The 14,504-nt window shown below is 65.8% G+C and carries 16 protein-coding genes; 10 read left to right on the top strand and 6 right to left on the bottom strand.

All coding sequences use genetic code 11. The features are described from left to right. The first annotated feature begins 304 nt into the window (after positions 1-304). From M2432_RS12655 to bla, 3 genes are read left to right on the top strand one after another with little or no spacing between them, the layout of a single operon-like run. Positions 305-2,611 (top strand): polyribonucleotide nucleotidyltransferase, encoded by a 2,307-nt coding sequence (locus tag M2432_RS12655; protein WP_280827159.1) that lies wholly within the window; start codon positions 305-307, stop codon positions 2,609-2,611. Beyond that, on the top strand, positions 2,589-3,941 hold the full coding sequence (locus tag M2432_RS12650; RefSeq protein ID WP_280827158.1) for a pitrilysin family protein: 1,353 nt from the start codon (positions 2,589-2,591) through the stop codon (positions 3,939-3,941). The genes M2432_RS12655 and M2432_RS12650 overlap by 23 nt, the downstream gene beginning before the upstream one ends. Positions 3,942-3,963: 22 nt before the next feature. Continuing rightward, on the top strand, positions 3,964-4,827 hold the full coding sequence (gene bla / locus M2432_RS12645) for a class A beta-lactamase (protein ID WP_280827348.1): 864 nt from the start codon (positions 3,964-3,966) through the stop codon (positions 4,825-4,827). Between the two features lie 4 nt (positions 4,828-4,831). On the opposite strand, the gene M2432_RS12640 is transcribed toward bla, so the two are convergent. Together M2432_RS12640 and ald are read right to left on the bottom strand one after the other, a co-directional pair. Then, the gene (locus M2432_RS12640) at positions 4,832-5,389 is read right to left on the bottom strand and encodes a DUF4334 domain-containing protein (RefSeq protein WP_280827157.1); all 558 of its coding nucleotides are present in this window, start codon (positions 5,387-5,389) and stop codon (positions 4,832-4,834) included. A 102-nt stretch (positions 5,390-5,491) separates the two neighbouring features. Beyond that, the gene (gene ald, locus M2432_RS12635) at positions 5,492-6,598 is read right to left on the bottom strand and encodes an alanine dehydrogenase (RefSeq protein WP_280827156.1); all 1,107 of its coding nucleotides are present in this window, start codon (positions 6,596-6,598) and stop codon (positions 5,492-5,494) included. 123 nt (positions 6,599-6,721) lie between these two features. Between ald and M2432_RS12630 the strand changes: the two genes are divergently transcribed. Further along, a complete protein-coding gene (locus M2432_RS12630) occupies positions 6,722-7,246 on the top strand; it encodes an Lrp/AsnC family transcriptional regulator (RefSeq protein ID WP_280827155.1) in 525 nt (174 codons plus the stop codon). An 11-nt stretch (positions 7,247-7,257) separates the two neighbouring features. Here the strand turns inward: M2432_RS12630 and M2432_RS12625 are convergent, their stop codons facing one another. Next, positions 7,258-8,160: an NAD(P)-dependent oxidoreductase gene (locus tag M2432_RS12625; protein ID WP_280827154.1), complete on the bottom strand. Its 903-nt coding sequence runs from the start codon at positions 8,158-8,160 to the stop codon at positions 7,258-7,260. 33 nt (positions 8,161-8,193) lie between these two features. Between M2432_RS12625 and dapB the strand changes: the two genes are divergently transcribed. The 4 genes from dapB to M2432_RS12605 all read left to right on the top strand — a co-directional run bounded on the left by dapB (position 8,194) and on the right by M2432_RS12605 (position 10,475). Further along, the gene (gene dapB, locus M2432_RS12620) at positions 8,194-8,928 is read left to right on the top strand and encodes a 4-hydroxy-tetrahydrodipicolinate reductase (protein WP_280827153.1); all 735 of its coding nucleotides are present in this window, start codon (positions 8,194-8,196) and stop codon (positions 8,926-8,928) included. 10 nt (positions 8,929-8,938) lie between these two features. Beyond that, on the top strand, positions 8,939-9,418 hold the full coding sequence (locus M2432_RS12615; RefSeq protein ID WP_280827152.1) for a hypothetical protein: 480 nt from the start codon (positions 8,939-8,941) through the stop codon (positions 9,416-9,418). Between the two features lie 44 nt (positions 9,419-9,462). Continuing rightward, positions 9,463-9,864, top strand: coding sequence for an NAD(P)H-dependent oxidoreductase (locus M2432_RS12610; protein WP_280827347.1), 402 nt, complete (start codon positions 9,463-9,465; stop codon positions 9,862-9,864). 125 nt (positions 9,865-9,989) lie between these two features. After that, positions 9,990-10,475, top strand: a complete 486-nt coding sequence (locus M2432_RS12605; protein WP_280827151.1) for a hypothetical protein — start codon at positions 9,990-9,992, stop codon at positions 10,473-10,475. On the opposite strand, the gene M2432_RS12600 is transcribed toward M2432_RS12605, so the two are convergent. Both M2432_RS12600 and M2432_RS12595 read right to left on the bottom strand, forming a co-directional pair. After that, positions 10,469-11,395 (bottom strand): CoA ester lyase, encoded by a 927-nt coding sequence (locus M2432_RS12600; protein WP_280827346.1) that lies wholly within the window; start codon positions 11,393-11,395, stop codon positions 10,469-10,471. The genes M2432_RS12605 and M2432_RS12600 overlap by 7 nt on opposite strands. Positions 11,396-11,432: 37 nt before the next feature. Further along, positions 11,433-12,173: a dienelactone hydrolase family protein gene (locus tag M2432_RS12595; protein WP_280827150.1), complete on the bottom strand. Its 741-nt coding sequence runs from the start codon at positions 12,171-12,173 to the stop codon at positions 11,433-11,435. Positions 12,174-12,251: 78 nt separating this feature from the next. Here M2432_RS12595 and M2432_RS12590 point away from each other — a divergent pair, with 78 nt between their 5' ends. Next, on the top strand, positions 12,252-13,058 hold the full coding sequence (locus tag M2432_RS12590; RefSeq protein ID WP_280827345.1) for a thymidylate synthase: 807 nt from the start codon (positions 12,252-12,254) through the stop codon (positions 13,056-13,058). A 37-nt stretch (positions 13,059-13,095) separates the two neighbouring features. After that, positions 13,096-13,560, top strand: a complete 465-nt coding sequence (locus tag M2432_RS12585) for a dihydrofolate reductase (RefSeq protein ID WP_280827149.1) — start codon at positions 13,096-13,098, stop codon at positions 13,558-13,560. A 207-nt stretch (positions 13,561-13,767) separates the two neighbouring features. On the opposite strand, the gene M2432_RS12580 is transcribed toward M2432_RS12585, so the two are convergent. Further along, positions 13,768-14,504: HNH endonuclease signature motif containing protein (locus M2432_RS12580; protein ID WP_280827148.1), on the bottom strand; the 737-nt coding region annotated here is incomplete at its 5' end.

The following is a 14,504-nucleotide window of genomic DNA, read 5'->3' as shown; positions in this document are numbered from 1 at the left end:
GTCCGCGGATTTGCCGGGCCGATTGTCGACATGGTCCCGGTGTAATATGTATCTGTTTTGAGCGCTGCGCTTGAGACGTGCGTACATCGCAGCAGCATCCGACCCGACCTCGTAGGGCGGTCTTCGGTAGTGGCTGTCGGGGCTTACTCCGGCCGCTTCGATCGACGGCCGTCAGCAGTTTGCGGGAGGGTTTTCGGGATTTCTGGGTGCTCGCGTGTGACGATGCGACAACTGAATAAAGAGACCCAGAAATTACGGGAATCCCCGCCTGACGTGGGGCCCGAGAGAGGTAATTGCGACATCCATGTCTGCAGTTGAAATTGAAGACGGCATTTTCGAATCCACAGCCGTAATCGACAACGGAAGCTTCGGCTCCCGCACCATCCGCTTCGAGACCGGCCGCCTGGCCCGCCAAGCCGCAGGTTCGGTCGTCGCCTACTTGGACGACGAGACCATGCTGCTGAGCGCGACCACCGCCAGCAAGAGCCCCAGGGACCACTTCGACTTCTTCCCGCTGACGGTTGACGTCGAGGAGCGCATGTACGCCGCGGGTCGCATCCCCGGCTCGTTCTTCCGCCGCGAGGGCCGTCCCTCCACCGACGCCATCCTGACCTGCCGGCTGATCGACCGTCCGCTGCGCCCGTCGTTCGTCGACGGTCTGCGCAACGAGATCCAGGTCGTGGTCACCGTGCTGAGCCTGGACCCCAAGGACCTGTACGACGTGCTGGCCATTAACGCCGCGTCGGCGTCCACCCAGCTGGCCGGTCTGCCGTTCTCCGGCCCCGTCGGCGGCACTCGCGTGGCGCTCATCAATGATCCGACCGTCGGTACCGCCGACGGTGGCCAGTGGGTTGCGTTCCCGACCGTCGAGCAGCTGGAGAAGGCCGTGTTCGACATGGTCGTCGCCGGGCGTGTGCTCGAAGACGGTGACGTGGCCATCATGATGGTCGAGGCCGAGGCCACCGAGAACGTCATCGAGCTGGTGGCCGGTGGCGCCGGTGCGCCGACCGAGGCCGTCGTGGCCGAGGGCCTGGAGGCCGCCAAGCCGTTCATCAAGGCGCTGTGTGCGGCCCAGGCCGACCTGGCCGCCGCTGCGGCCAAGGAAACCGGCGAGTTCCCGCTGTTCCCGGATTACGCCGACGACGTCTTCTACGCGGTGTCTTCGGTGGCCGGCGACGAGCTCGGCAAGGCGCTGACAATCGCCGGTAAGCAGGAGCGCGATGAGCGCACCGACGAGATCAAGGTCGAGGTGCTCGAGCGTCTGGCTGAGACCTACGCGGGCCGCGAGAAGGAGATCGGCGCGGCGTTCCGCTCGCTGACCAAAAAGCTTGTGCGCCAGCGCATTCTGACCGACCACTTCCGGATCGACGGCCGTGGCATCACCGACATCCGGGCGCTGTCTGCCGAGGTTGCGGTGATCCCGCGGGCGCACGGCAGTGCCCTGTTCGAGCGCGGCGAGACCCAGATCATGGGTGTCACCACGCTGGACATGATCAAGATGGCTCAGCAGATCGACTCGCTGGGTCCGGACACCACCAAGCGCTACATGCACCACTACAACTTCCCGCCGTTCTCCACCGGTGAGACCGGCCGGGTCGGTTCGCCCAAGCGCCGCGAAATCGGCCACGGCGCGCTGGCCGAGCGTGCCCTGGCGCCGGTGCTGCCCAGCGTCGAGGAGTTCCCGTATGCCATCCGGCAGGTGTCGGAAGCGTTGGGCTCCAACGGTTCCACCTCGATGGGTTCGGTGTGTGCCTCCACCCTGTCGCTGCTGAACGCCGGCGTGCCGCTGAAGGCTCCGGTCGCCGGTATCGCCATGGGCCTGGTGTCTGATCAGGTCGAGGGGCAGACCCGCTACGTCGCGCTGACCGACATCCTGGGCGCCGAAGATGCTTTCGGCGACATGGACTTCAAGGTCGCCGGCACCAAGGACTTCGTCACCGCGCTGCAGCTGGACACCAAGCTGGACGGCATCCCGTCCAAGGTGCTCGCGGGTGCGCTGGCGCAGGCCAAGGACGCCCGGATGACCATCCTGGAGGTCATGGCCGAGGCCATCGACACCCCGGACGAGATGAGCCCGTACGCACCGCGCATCACCACCATCAAGGTGCCGGTCGACAAGATCGGTGAGGTGATCGGGCCCAAGGGCAAGGTGATCAACCAGATCACCGAGGAGACCGGCGCCAACATCTCCATCGAGGACGACGGAACCGTGTTCGTCGGTGCGTCCAACGGGGAGGCGGCGCAGGCCGCGATCGACAAGATCAACGCCATCGCCAACCCGCAGCTGCCCAAGATCGGTGAGCGGTTCCTCGGAACTGTCGTCAAGACAACCGATTTCGGTGCGTTCGTGTCGCTGCTGCCGGGCCGGGACGGCCTGGTGCACATCTCCAAGCTCGGTAAGGGCAAGCGCGTGGCGAAGGTCGAGGACGTGGTCAACGTCGGCGACAAGCTGCGCGTCGAGATCGCCGATATCTCTGCCGACAACCGCGGTAAGGGCCAGAAGATCTCGCTGATCCTGGTCGACGAAGAAGGTGACGCGGCGGCTTCGAGTACCGAGGCTGGAGTCGATTCAGGGGCTGCGCCGGCAGATGCCGCGACTGCAAACTCCTAGTCCCAACCTGCGCAACGGCCGGAGTCCTTCAGCGGCAACGCTGGAGGCTCCGGCCGCGGTGCGCCGGACCACGCTGCCCGGCGGTCTGCGGGTGGTCACCGAGCATCTGCCCTGGGTCCATTCGGCGTCAGTCGGCGTGTGGGTCGGTGTCGGCTCGCGCGATGAAGGTCCGTCGGTCGCGGGGGCCGCGCACTTCCTCGAGCATCTCCTGTTCAAGTCGACGCCGACCCGCGGCGCGGTGGACATCGCCCAGGCGGTCGACGCCGTCGGCGGTGAGCTGAACGCATTCACCGCACGCGAGCACACCTGCTACTACGCGCACGTGCTGGACAGCGATCTGGCCTTGGCTATCGATCTGGTGTCCGACGTGGTGCTCAACGGGCGCTGCGCCCCGGCCGATGTCGAACTGGAACGTGATGTGGTGCTCGAAGAGATCGCCATGCGTGACGACGACCCCGAGGACACCTTGGGCGACGTCTTCCTGACATCGATGTTCGGGTCGCATCCAGTGGGCCGCCCGGTGATCGGCAGCGTCGAGTCGATCTCGGCGATGACGCGCTCTCAACTGCACTCGTTCCACGTGCGGCGCTATACGCCGGATCGTATGGTGGTTGCGGTGGCCGGCAACGTCGACCACAACGAGGTAGTTTCCTTGGTGCGCAAGCACTTCCGGCCCCATCTGGTGCGCGGTGCCAAGCCGATTGCGCCCCGCAAGGGCACCGGCCGGGTGACCGGGAACCCGATGCTGCAGTTGGTCAAGCGCGATGCCGAGCAGACCCACATGTTCCTCGGTGTGCGTACCCCGGGTCGCAACTGGGAACACCGCTGGGCATTATCGGTGCTCAACACCGCGCTCGGCGGCGGTCTGAGTTCGCGGCTGTTCCAACAGATTCGGGAGAACCGCGGCCTGGCCTACTCGGTGTACTCGACCATCGACACCTTCGCCGATGCGGGGGCACTGTCGGTGTACTCGGCGTGCCTGCCGGAACGGTTCGACGAGGTGACCCGGGTGGCCACCGAGGTGCTGCAAGACGTTGCGCGCGACGGGATCACCGAAAGCGAATGCCAAATCGCCAAGGGCTCGCTGCGCGGCGGTCTGGTGCTGGGGCTGGAGGATTCCGGTTCTCGGATGCACCGGATAGGACGCAGTGAACTCAACTACGGCAGCCACCGGACTATTGCCGAAACCCTTGCCTTGATTGACACCGTCACCCTTGACGAGGTCAACGCGGTGGCCCGGTTGTTGCTGCAACGGCCATATGGCGCAGCGGTTTTGGGGCCGCAGTCCAAGCGGACGTTGCCGCGGTCGTTGCGGTCCATCGGCGACTGAGTTCGTGATCAGCCGACGCCGGATGCTCACCGGTGGAACCGCTCTGGCTGTTGCGTCCGTCACCGCGCTGCGCCCAGGCAGGGCCTCCGCTGATCCGGAATCGTCTCTCGTGGAACAGATTTCGAATCTGGAGAACGACAACAACGCGCTGATCGGTCTGGTGGCTACCGATCTGGTGTCCGGCCGGTCGGTTGCCAATCGTGCCGACGAGCGGTTTGCGGTGTGCTCGACGTTCAAGGTCTACGCGGCGGGCCGGGTGCTGCAACTGGTCGATCACGGCCAACTGTCCCTGGACCACAGCGTGGTCGTCGATCCTGCGGGTGTGGTGGCCAATTCACCGGTCACGGGCCCGCGGGCCGGTACCGCGATGACCCTGCACGAAATGTGCGAGGCCGCCTTGCAGCGCAGCGACAACACCGCCGGCAACCTGCTTTTGACGACCATCGGTGGACCGTCGGAGATCACCGCCTTCGCCCGCAGCATCGGCGACGACCAGAGCCGACTGGATCGGTGGGAGACCGAGTTGAACTCGGCGGTGCCAGGTGATCCGCGGGACACCAGCAGCCCGGCAGCGCTGGCTGCCGGGTTTCGCGCTCTGCTGGACGGGGCGGCGTTGAGTACGGCGCGACGGGCACTGCTGCTCGACTGGATGCGGGCTAACCAGACATCGAGCATGCGTGCAGGTCTTCCGCAGGGCTGGACCAGTGCGGACAAGACCGGCAGCGGTGACTACGGCAGCACCAACGACGTCGGAGTGGTTTTCGGCCCGGGCGGGCGGCGGGTTCTGTTGGCGGTCATGACGCGGTCCCGGGCTGACGACGCCGACGCGGCGAGTCTGCGTCCGTTGGTCGGGCAGCTCGCGGCGCTGGCGCTGCGGTCGCTCTAGCTGATCAGCGCGACAGTCGCAGAGAGTTGTCGCGACGCAGCACGAAGAAGTACGGCCGGCGCGACCCGCGGAAGTCCATGGCGCCAAGCACTGCATCATCGCTCAGTTTGCGGAACACGTCGTTGATCGGCAATTGGTCGTAAATCATTGTCGCGGTGTCGATTCCGCGATACCGCGTAGTGCGCAGCCGGGCCTTGGCCGAGTGGGCCCGCAGCACCGGGCGCAACGCGGCGATCGGCGCGGCCAGGGACATCTTGCTCAGCACCGGCACCTTGGCGGCCAACCCGAGTCCGCCGAACGCCAGAGCTGGATTGAGCGGCCACAGCGCCTCCCCGGAGACATCGGGGAACAGAAGTGGGTGCACGGTCTCGGCGTCGATGAACTGCTTGCCCCACCATCCGCTGGTTTCCAGCAGCCCGTCCATCGGATGTCCGGTCGGCAGTTCGGCGCCGTGCCAGGTGCCGATCATGAAGTCGGGTTCGACGGCATCGGCGGCGTCGAACAACTCCAGCGCTTCGGCCGTGGAGGACGGCGGCGTCGGCAAAATCTCCTGCAACAGCATGCGCACACCTTAGTTGACACATGTCAAGAATGCATTGTCGAGGTCCGCGAAAACGTCATCGCCAGGCCGACGCGTGACGCACCGGCCTGTAAGGCTGCGGCGTTACAGCACCGCAGCACCGAACGGCAGTCCGAGGTCAGAGGCGACCTGCTCGCTCAGCAGTTCGCCGTTGTGCGTCGAGAGGCCCTTGGCCAGCGCGGAGTCGGCGCGGCAGGCGGCCTGCCAACCCTGATCGGCCAGCTTGAGCACGTACGGCATGGTCGCGTTGGTCAGCGCGAACGTCGACGTCCGCGGCACCGCCCCGGGCATGTTGGCCACGCAGTAGAACACCGAGTCATGGACGGCGAACGTCGGGTCGTCGTGTGTGGTGGGTCGCGAGTCCTCGAAGCAACCGCCCTGATCAATGGCGATGTCGACCAGGACAGAGCCCGACTTCATATGGGCCACAGTCGAATTGGTGATCAGCTTGGGTGCCTTGGCACCCGGGATCAGTACTGCGCCGACGACCAGGTCGGCCTTCTTGACGGCCTCTTCAAGCTCCAGGCTCGACGAGTACCTAGTCTCGATGCTGCCATTGGTCTCATTGTCGATCTTGCGCAGCGTGTTGATGTTCAGATCGAAGACGGTGACGTGCGCACCCATGCCCTTGGCGATGCGGGCGGCGTTGTAGCCGGCCACGCCGCCACCGATCACCACAACCTCTGCGGGGGCCACCCCGGGCACGGCGCCCATGAGGACGCCGCGGCCGCCGTGGCTGCGCATCAGGTGGTAGGCGCCGACCTGCGCGGACAAGCGGCCGGCGACCTCGCTCATCGGGGCCAGCAGCGGCAGGGCTCCGTGGGCAGTCTGCACCGTCTCGTAGGCGATCGAGGTGGTACCCGAGGCCAGCAGCGCGTCAGTGCAGGCGCGCGAGGCGGCCAGGTGCAGGTAGGTGAAGAGGGTCTGGCCCTTGCACATCCGGGAGTACTCGGGCTCGATCGGTTCCTTGACCTTGAGCAGCAGTTCGGATTCGGCCCAGACCTGGTCGGCGGTGGTGACGATCTGCGCACCGGCGGCCTTGAAGTCGTTGTCGTGGATTGCCGATCCCTCGCCCGCACCGGCCTGAATCAGCACCTCGTGTCCGCGCAGCGTCAGTTCGGCGACGCCGGCCGGGGTGATGGCCACCCGGTATTCGTTGTTTTTGATCTCGGTGGGGATGCCGACGCGCATTGGGGTGCTCCTGGGGTCGGGAATCGGGGCGCGAGGCACTTCGCTGTGTCGCGATATCGTCAAGTGTGAACAAATATCGATATGACCACAATAACACTGATCAATATTCGTTAAGATAACGGTATGTCCGAAGAATCAACGACTGTACCGCCAGCGCACCCCAGCGGCTCGAAGGATATTCGGCCTGCGGAACAGGTTGTGATCGATGTCACCGATCGGCGCATTCTGACCGCACTGCATGCCGACGCCCGGATGCCGAACAATGCGCTGGCTGAGGCTGTCGGGATCGCTCCATCCACGTGCCACGGCCGCGTGCGCCGACTGCAGGAACTTGGCGTGATCCGGGGTTTCCACGCCGATATCGATCCGGCTGCCATCGGGCTGTCGTTGCAGGCCATGATCGCGGTAACGCTGCAATCTGGGGCCCGTGGCCGGATTCGAGACTTCATCGCCGGCATCCGCAAACTGCCGCAGGTCATGGACGTCTACTTCTTGGCCGGCGCCGACGACTTCATCCTGCATGTCGCAGCGCGCGACACCGACGACCTGCGTGCCTTCGTGGTGGAGAACCTCAACGCTGACACCGATGTCGCCGGCACCCAGACTTCGCTGATCTTCGAGCACCTGCGCGGCGCGTCGCCGCTGTAGACCGCCGGGGGCTACGCGCCGACAAGTTCCGGATGGAACTTGCGCACCATCCGGCCGATGCCGTCGCGCCAGTCGACGCTGGTTCCGCCGATGAGTTCGTGCATCCGGGTGGTGTCGGTCGGGCCGCCCCGAAGAGCATTCGGATCCTCCGCGAATACGGGTTCCCTGCCGACCAATTCGCCGATGTACGAACACCAGTCCTGCAGACTGACGGTCTGATCTCCGCACCAGTTCACCGTGGTGGCGGGAACCGATGCCGCCGCGAGCAGCTTCGGCAAAGTCGCGATGATGTCGTCTTCGTGAATCGGGTTGTACCGGGCCGGGCCGCCCGGCGGAACCGGGATCGGCATACCGGCCAGCATCATCTCCATCTGATAGAACGGCCAACCCCCGTTGTCGCCGTACGGGACGTTCAACCGGGCGATGATGGTGGGCAGCCCGAGTGTCCGAGCCATGGTGCGGGCAACCACCTCACCGGCGATCTTCGAGATCGAGTAGGTGGGGAACAGGTGTTTGTGGTTGTCGCCCAAGGCCGCCGATTCAGTGCGCGGCTCGTCGTCAGGCGGGTCGTAGACCGCCGCCGACGATGCATGCAGGAATGCCCTGGCGTCGCGGCAATGTGCCATCAGCAGACCAACCGACTCGGCATTGGCGCCGAGGTCCTTGTCCCAGCGTCCACTCTTGGCCACCGCCAGATTCAAGACATAGTCGAAATCGGTTGGCAGGGCTGAGAAGTCACTGTTCGCCAGATTCACCTTCTCGCAGTGAACGCCGGCCTGCTCCAAGTCCTGCTGTGCTTTCTGGTCGGTGAACCGGGCGATACCCCACACCTCATTGTCGGCCGCCAGGGCCTTGGCGATGGGGGATGCCACCTGGCCGGTCGGTCCGGTGATGAGGATCTTGTAGCCGCGCATGGGCCAGATGGTACGACGGCTAGGCTTTCTGTCATGCGAGTTGGAGTTTTGGGAGCCAAGGGCAAAGTCGGCGCGACCATCGTCGAGGGCGTGCAGGCCGCCGACGACCTGACCTTCACCGTGGGGGTTGACGCCGGAGATCAGCTGAGCCTGTTCACCGACAGCCAGACCGAGGTAGTCGTCGACTTCACCCACCCCGACGTGGTGATGGACAACCTGAAGTTCCTGATCGACAACGGCATTCACGCCGTTGTCGGCACCACTGGCTTCACCGAAGAGCGCATCGCGCAGGTGCGTGAATGGGTGGCGGCCAAACCCGGCGTTGCCGTGCTGATCGCCCCGAACTTCGCCATCGGCGCTGTGCTGTCCATGCACTTCGCCAAGCAGGCTGCCCCCTTCTTCGAGTCCGTCGAGGTCGTCGAGTTGCACCACCCGCAGAAGGCTGACGCGCCGTCGGGTACCGCTACCCGCACCGCCCAACTGATCGCCGAAGCACGAAAAGGCATGCCGCCCAACCCCGATGCCACCAGCACCGGCCTGCCGGGGGCTCGAGGGGCCGATGTCGATGGCATCCCCGTGCATTCGGTGCGCCTGCGCGGGCTGGTGGCCCACCAGGAGGTGCTGTTCGGCACCCTGGGTGAGACCCTGACCATCCGGCACGACAGCATCGATCGCACCTCCTTCGTCCCCGGTGTGCTGCTCGGGGTTCGCGAGGCCGCCAAACACCCCGGGCTGACCATCGGTATCGAAGCGATGATGGGATTGTGACACCGTCCCGATGACCAAATCGAGCTCGCAGGTACTGCGCATCCAGCTGGTGGTGGCGTTCCTGTGCGTGGCGCTGGTGGTCTATTTCTTGATGCTCGGCCGCTCCGGGGTGATCCTGATGCAATCAGGGAAGCCTGCCGCGATCGGGCTCGGTATCGGGATTTTCGTGTTGCCTTTGATCGGCCTGTGGGCCATGGCCGCCACGCTGCGTGCCGGCTTCGCACACCAGCGGCTGGCCCGGCTGGCCCACGAGGAAGGTGTCGAACTCGACGTCAGCGAGCTGCCGAAGCGGCCGTCGGGGCGCATCGAGCGCGACGCTGCCGACGCGCTGTTCGAAACCGTGCGCGACGAGGTTGAAGCCAACCCCGACGATTGGCGGGGCTGGTACCGGCTGGCCCGCGCCTACGACTACGCGGGGGACCGGAGCCGTGCCCGCGAGACCATCCGCAAGGCCGTGCAGTTGGAGCGCTCGTCCCGGGAGCGCGCGTGAAACTGCTTGTCGTGCACCACACTCCGTCCCCGTACTGTCAGGAGATGTTCGAGGCGGTGCTGGCCGGTGCCACTGACCCGGAGATCGAGGGTGTCGAGGTGCTGCGCCGCCCGGCGCTGACCCTGGCGGCCGCCGACGTCCTGGAGGCCGACGGGTATCTGCTGGGTAGCCCGGCGAACCTGGGCTATATCTCGGGCGCGCTCAAACATGCCTTCGACCAGATCTACTACCCATGCTTGGACGCCACCCGCGGCCGCCCCTTCGGGCTGTGGCTGCACGGCAACGAGGGCACCGAAGGCGCCGAGCGGGCCGTCACTTCCATCACCACCGGGTTGGGATGGGTGAAAGCTGCTGACTACGTTGTGGTTTCGGGCAAGCCGGGCAAGGCCGAGCTGGAGGCGTGCTGGAATCTCGGCGCGACCGTCGCTGCGACGCTGATGGGCTGACGGGTTCGTTGCTGGGACCGTGTTGGAACGTTGGGCATCCGTTCGCGGAGATATTTCACGGCCGTGCCCCTTGCTAGGGTCGATGGCGGACGCGTCGATGACGGAGATAACGGAGGAGCGAAAACATGCCGGGACTTGCCAGTTTGGCGTTGGGAGCTGCACCGATCGCCGGCGGCGCATTATTGGGAGTGGCCGCTGGCGGGCTCAGACCCGGCGACATGCGTTCCGCGATAAAGGCTGATATGGACATGCTGGACCGGTTGCCGCCCGAGCAGACCGAGCGCCGCGCGGAACTGCAGCGGGTGATCGACCTGCGCATTGACGAGCTGATCGCCGGCATTGACCGCGGTCGGCAGTTTCGGGCCTTTGCGGCCAACTACGCCGCCAACGGGCGCGGCGGCTGGCGTGACATCTTCCTATTCTTTCTGGCGATCGTGTTCACCGTCGTGTGGTGGAATGTCAAGCATTCACGTGCCGACTGGCTGCCGATGTTCATCCTGCTGATCGTGATGGTGGTCATCTCGGGGCTGTTGGCGGTGCGCGGCATCTGGCGGGCGATGATCCCGTTGCGACTGCGCAAGGCCAAGCAAACCGCCGACGACACTCAGTAGTGGTAGGTGTCCGACGGCGCCGACACGTGGTCGGGGTCGTCGCCGAACTCTGAGGCATGAATGCCGTACGCCTTGGCCAGGTCCAGAATCTTGTTGGCCCGGGCGATGCGCGGCAGGTCCGAGCCGTTGCGGATCTCTCCGCCGTCCCGCTGAAACTCAGCGAAAAACTCCTGCGCCCAAGCGATTTCGTCCAGTGACGGCGACAGGCCCTCGTTGACCGTTGCGCACTGTTCCGGCGTCAGGCAAATCTTGCCGGTCATGCCGAACTCGATCGACACCGCGGTGGCCTCGCTGAGCTTGCGCGCGCTGGAACCGATGGTGGGACCGTCGATGGCCCCGGGCAGGTGCGCGGCCTTCGCGGCGATGGTGAAGCGAGACCGGGCGTAGGCCAGGGTGGCTGGGTTGTCCCCGAACCCGGTATCGCGCCGGAAATCTCCGATGCCGAAAGCCATCCGGAACGTGCCCTTGGCCGACGCGATCTCGGTGATGCGCTCCAGGCCGCGGGCAGTCTCGACCAGGGCGACGATCGGCACGTCCGGCAGCCTCTTGGCGGTCTCGGTGACGTGGTCGACGGACTCGACCATCGCGAGCATGATGCCGCCGGCCGAGGTCTGGGCCAGCATCTCGAGATCGTCGGCCCACCACGGGGTGCCGAAGCCGTTGATCCGGACCCAGTCGCTGTTGCCGTCGCCCAGCCAGCGGACCACGCTGGCTCGGGCGGCTTCCTTGTCCTTGGGGGCGACGGCGTCCTCGATGTCCAGGATGACGATGTCAGCGCTGGACCGGGTGGCGGGTGCGAAACGGTCGTACTGCGCCCCGTTGACCAGCAGCCAGCTGCGCGCCAGTACCGGGTCCAGCCGGGATCCGTGTTCGTTGGCGTCGGGTTCGTAGCTGCTGGTCTGGTCGTACACGCTGTCAATGGTCCCGCACAGCGGGTGGTGCGCCCGCACCCGGGGGTTACTTCAGGGCGGCGCCGAAGACTCGCTCCATGGCCTCCCAGTGCCGGGCATCGGCCGCTTCGTCGTAGACGCCGACGTGGTCGGGCACCGCAAATCCGTGTGCACCGGCATAGAACTCCACGGTGTGCTCGACCCCGGCGTCGGTCAGCGCCTTGTCCAGGATTTCGCCCTGCTCGGCGGTGAACGACCGGTCGTTCTCGGCGGCGCCGACGTAGACCACCGCGGTCATCTTGTCGGCCTTCAGGTGCGGGCTGGTGTCATCGTCGGTGACCAAGCCGCCGCCGTGGAAGGACATCGCCGCGCCGATGCGCTCAGGCACGCTGCCGGCCAGCACGATCGAGGTGCGCCCGCCCATGCAATAGCCGGTGGTGCCGAACTTGTCGCCCTTGACGTCCGGGCGGGCGGCCAGATAGTCGAAGAAGGCGTTCGCGTCAGCAACCATCACGTCGGGGCTGATCTTCTGCATCATCCCGAACAGCCGGGCCCGTTCGGCGTCATTGGTGAAGGCGGTCGCCATGTCGAAAGGGGCCCAGCCGGCGTTGCGGTAGTAGATGTCCGGAACCAGTACGACGTAACCCAGCCCGGCCAACCGGGCCGCCATGTCGTCGAACGCCTGGCGCGGTCCGCCGGCGTCGGGGTACATCACGACGGCCGGCCATCGTCCTTGGCCGTCAGGGGTCGCGACGGTGGCTGCGCAGCTGCCGTCTTTGGTGGTAATGGTCTCTTTGGTTACTGGCACGGCTTCTCTTTCTCCCGTCGCGTCGCTCGCCCTTTACGTTCTACTCCATGCCTCCACACGTAAGCTGGCAGTGTGGCTGTGCCGACACCCGTACCGACACCATATGAAGACCTGCTGCGCCTGGTGTTGGAGCAGGGCACGCCAAAATCCGACCGAACTGGCACCGGCACCCGGAGTTTGTTCGGCCATCAGCTGCGCTATGACCTGAACGCCGGGTTCCCGCTGCTCACCACCAAGAAGGTGCACACCAAGTCGGTCGTCTACGAGCTGCTGTGGTTCCTGCGGGGTGACTCGAACGTGCGGTGGCTGCAGGAGCATGGCGTCACCATCTGGGACGAATGGGCTTCGGAGACAGGCGAACTCGGTCCGGTGTATGGCGTGCAGTGGCGCTCCTGGCCGACCCCGTCGGGTGAACACATCGACCAGATCAGCGCGGCGCTGCAGATGCTTCGGACCAACCCGGATTCGCGGCGCAACATCGTCTCGGCCTGGAACGTCGGCGAGATCGCCCAGATGGCGCTGCCGCCCTGCCACGCGTTGTTCCAGTTCTACGTCGCCGACGGCAAGCTGAGCTGCCAGCTGTACCAGCGCAGCGCCGACCTGTTCCTCGGTGTGCCGTTCAACATCGCCTCGTACGCGCTGCTGACCCACATGATGGCCGCTCAGGCCGGACTTGGGGTGGGGGATTTCGTCTGGACCGGTGGTGACTGCCACATCTATGACAACCACGTCGAGCAGGTGCAGCTGCAGCTGTCCCGGGAGGCCCGCCCGTACCCGGAACTTGTTCTGGCGCCGCGTGATTCGATCTTCGATTACGAATACGAGGACATCGCGATCGTCAACTACGACCCTCATCCGGCCATCAAGGCGTCGGTGGCGGTGTGAGGCTTGCTTTCAGGGCCGAACAATCCGGTACGGCCGCGTGAAGTTGATCTGGGCGCAGGCGAACTCCCGTGTCATCGGTCGGGGCAACGACATCCCGTGGCAGCTGCCGGAGGACATGGCGCATTTCAAAGAGCTGACGCTGGGACAGACCGTGGTGATGGGCCGGCTGACCTGGGAGTCGCTGCCCGAGCGGTTCCGGCCGCTGCCGGGACGGCGCAACGTGGTGGTCAGTCGCGATGCTGGGTACCTCGCGGAGGGCGCCGAGGTGGTCACCGTGCTGCCCGCCGAGGTCGACGGTTGGGTGATCGGTGGGGCGCAGCTCTACGCGATGGCTTTGCCGTCGGCGACGCAGTGTGAGGTCACCGAGATCGACCTGGACGTCCCCGACGGTGACGCCTTCGCCCCAGTGCTCGACGACTCCTGGGCCCGCTCGACAGGGGAGTGGCAGACCAGCAAGACGGGGCTGCGGTACCGATTCTGCAGTTACGTACGTCGGTGGTGACCAGCTTGCGCGTGAGCTATTGAGGCGAGTGCGGCATGTCGGTTTCGGTTATTGAATGATCCTCAGCGGGAATAGATTTCGGGTCTGCGGCCCTCCAACGCGCGTCGGCGTGGGCGTGCTGGGACACGGCTCGATGCAGTGATCACCGATCGGGCCCACTCCAGTGGCTCCGCCCGACGTTTCAGCCCGCAATTCGGCAGGCACGACCTAGTTGAGTGCTGGTGGGGGTGGTTGGAAGGGTTGGTACCACCACCATTGCGCGCGTTCGCCGGTGGGTCCGGGGCATGGTGGGACTGCGGGTGGTGGTGTGGTTGGTGGGCGGGCCAGCGATCCGCCGCTTAGTGGTTTTCCCGTGCTGTCGGTGACGATCAGTCGGTCGGCGGGTCCGGTGATGGTGATGCCGCCGTGGTGATGCAAGCGGTGATGGTGCGGGCATAGCAGCACCAGGTTGTGAAGGTCGGTGGGTCCGCCGTCTTCCCAGTGTTGGATGTGGTGGGCGTGCAATCCTCGGGTGGCTCCGCAGCCGGGAACGACGCAGCAGCGGTCGCGGTGCTCGAGTGCCCGGCGCATCCGGCGACTGATGGTGCGGGTGGTGCGTCCGGCGCCGATGGGTTGGCCGTGGCGCTGCAGCCAGAGTTCGCAGGTGGCATCGCACAGCAGCAGGCGGCGTTCGTCGTCGGTCAGCAGCGGGCCCAGGTGTAGTGCGGCGGTGTCGTGTTCGACGTCGAGGTGCACCACGACGGTGGTGTGCTGGCCGTGTGGCCGGTGTGCGACGTCGGTGTCCCAGCCGGCTTCGATCAGGCTCATGAACGCATCGACGGTGTCCGGGAACGGTGGCGCCTGCTCGCCGGCGTGCGCCTCGGTGTCGTGGTCGCGTTTCCAGTCGGCGATCAACCCATCGTGGTGCGATGCCAAGGCGGCGTCGAACGCCGCTGCTTCCAGCT

This window comes from Mycobacterium sp. OTB74 (assembly GCF_029892685.1).
Classification (GTDB): Bacteria; Actinomycetota; Actinomycetes; order Mycobacteriales; family Mycobacteriaceae; genus Mycobacterium.
Note: the sequence above shows the minus strand (reverse complement) of the source record. Positions and strands in the feature narration are given on the sequence as shown.

Excerpts from the sequence above, each read along its gene's own strand:
- M2432_RS12630 (WP_280827155.1), top strand. The coding sequence starts at position 6,722 with ATGTCCGAAGAATCAACGACTGTACCGCCAGCGCACCCCAGCGGCTCG.
- M2432_RS12605 (WP_280827151.1), top strand. The coding sequence starts at position 9,990 with ATGCCGGGACTTGCCAGTTTGGCGTTGGGAGCTGCACCGATCGCCGGC.
- M2432_RS12625 (WP_280827154.1), bottom strand. The coding sequence starts at position 8,160 with ATGCGCGGCTACAAGATCCTCATCACCGGACCGACCGGCCAGGTGGCA.
- M2432_RS12610 (WP_280827347.1), top strand. The coding sequence starts at position 9,463 with ATGTTCGAGGCGGTGCTGGCCGGTGCCACTGACCCGGAGATCGAGGGT.
- M2432_RS12640 (WP_280827157.1), bottom strand. The coding sequence starts at position 5,389 with ATGCTGTTGCAGGAGATTTTGCCGACGCCGCCGTCCTCCACGGCCGAA.
- M2432_RS12615 (WP_280827152.1), top strand. The coding sequence starts at position 8,939 with ATGACCAAATCGAGCTCGCAGGTACTGCGCATCCAGCTGGTGGTGGCG.
- M2432_RS12655 (WP_280827159.1), top strand. The coding sequence starts at position 305 with ATGTCTGCAGTTGAAATTGAAGACGGCATTTTCGAATCCACAGCCGTA.
- M2432_RS12650 (WP_280827158.1), top strand. The coding sequence starts at position 2,589 with ATGCCGCGACTGCAAACTCCTAGTCCCAACCTGCGCAACGGCCGGAGT.
- ald (WP_280827156.1), bottom strand. The coding sequence starts at position 6,598 with ATGCGCGTCGGCATCCCCACCGAGATCAAAAACAACGAATACCGGGTG.
- bla (WP_280827348.1), top strand. The coding sequence starts at position 3,964 with ATGCTCACCGGTGGAACCGCTCTGGCTGTTGCGTCCGTCACCGCGCTG.
- dapB (WP_280827153.1), top strand. The coding sequence starts at position 8,194 with ATGCGAGTTGGAGTTTTGGGAGCCAAGGGCAAAGTCGGCGCGACCATC.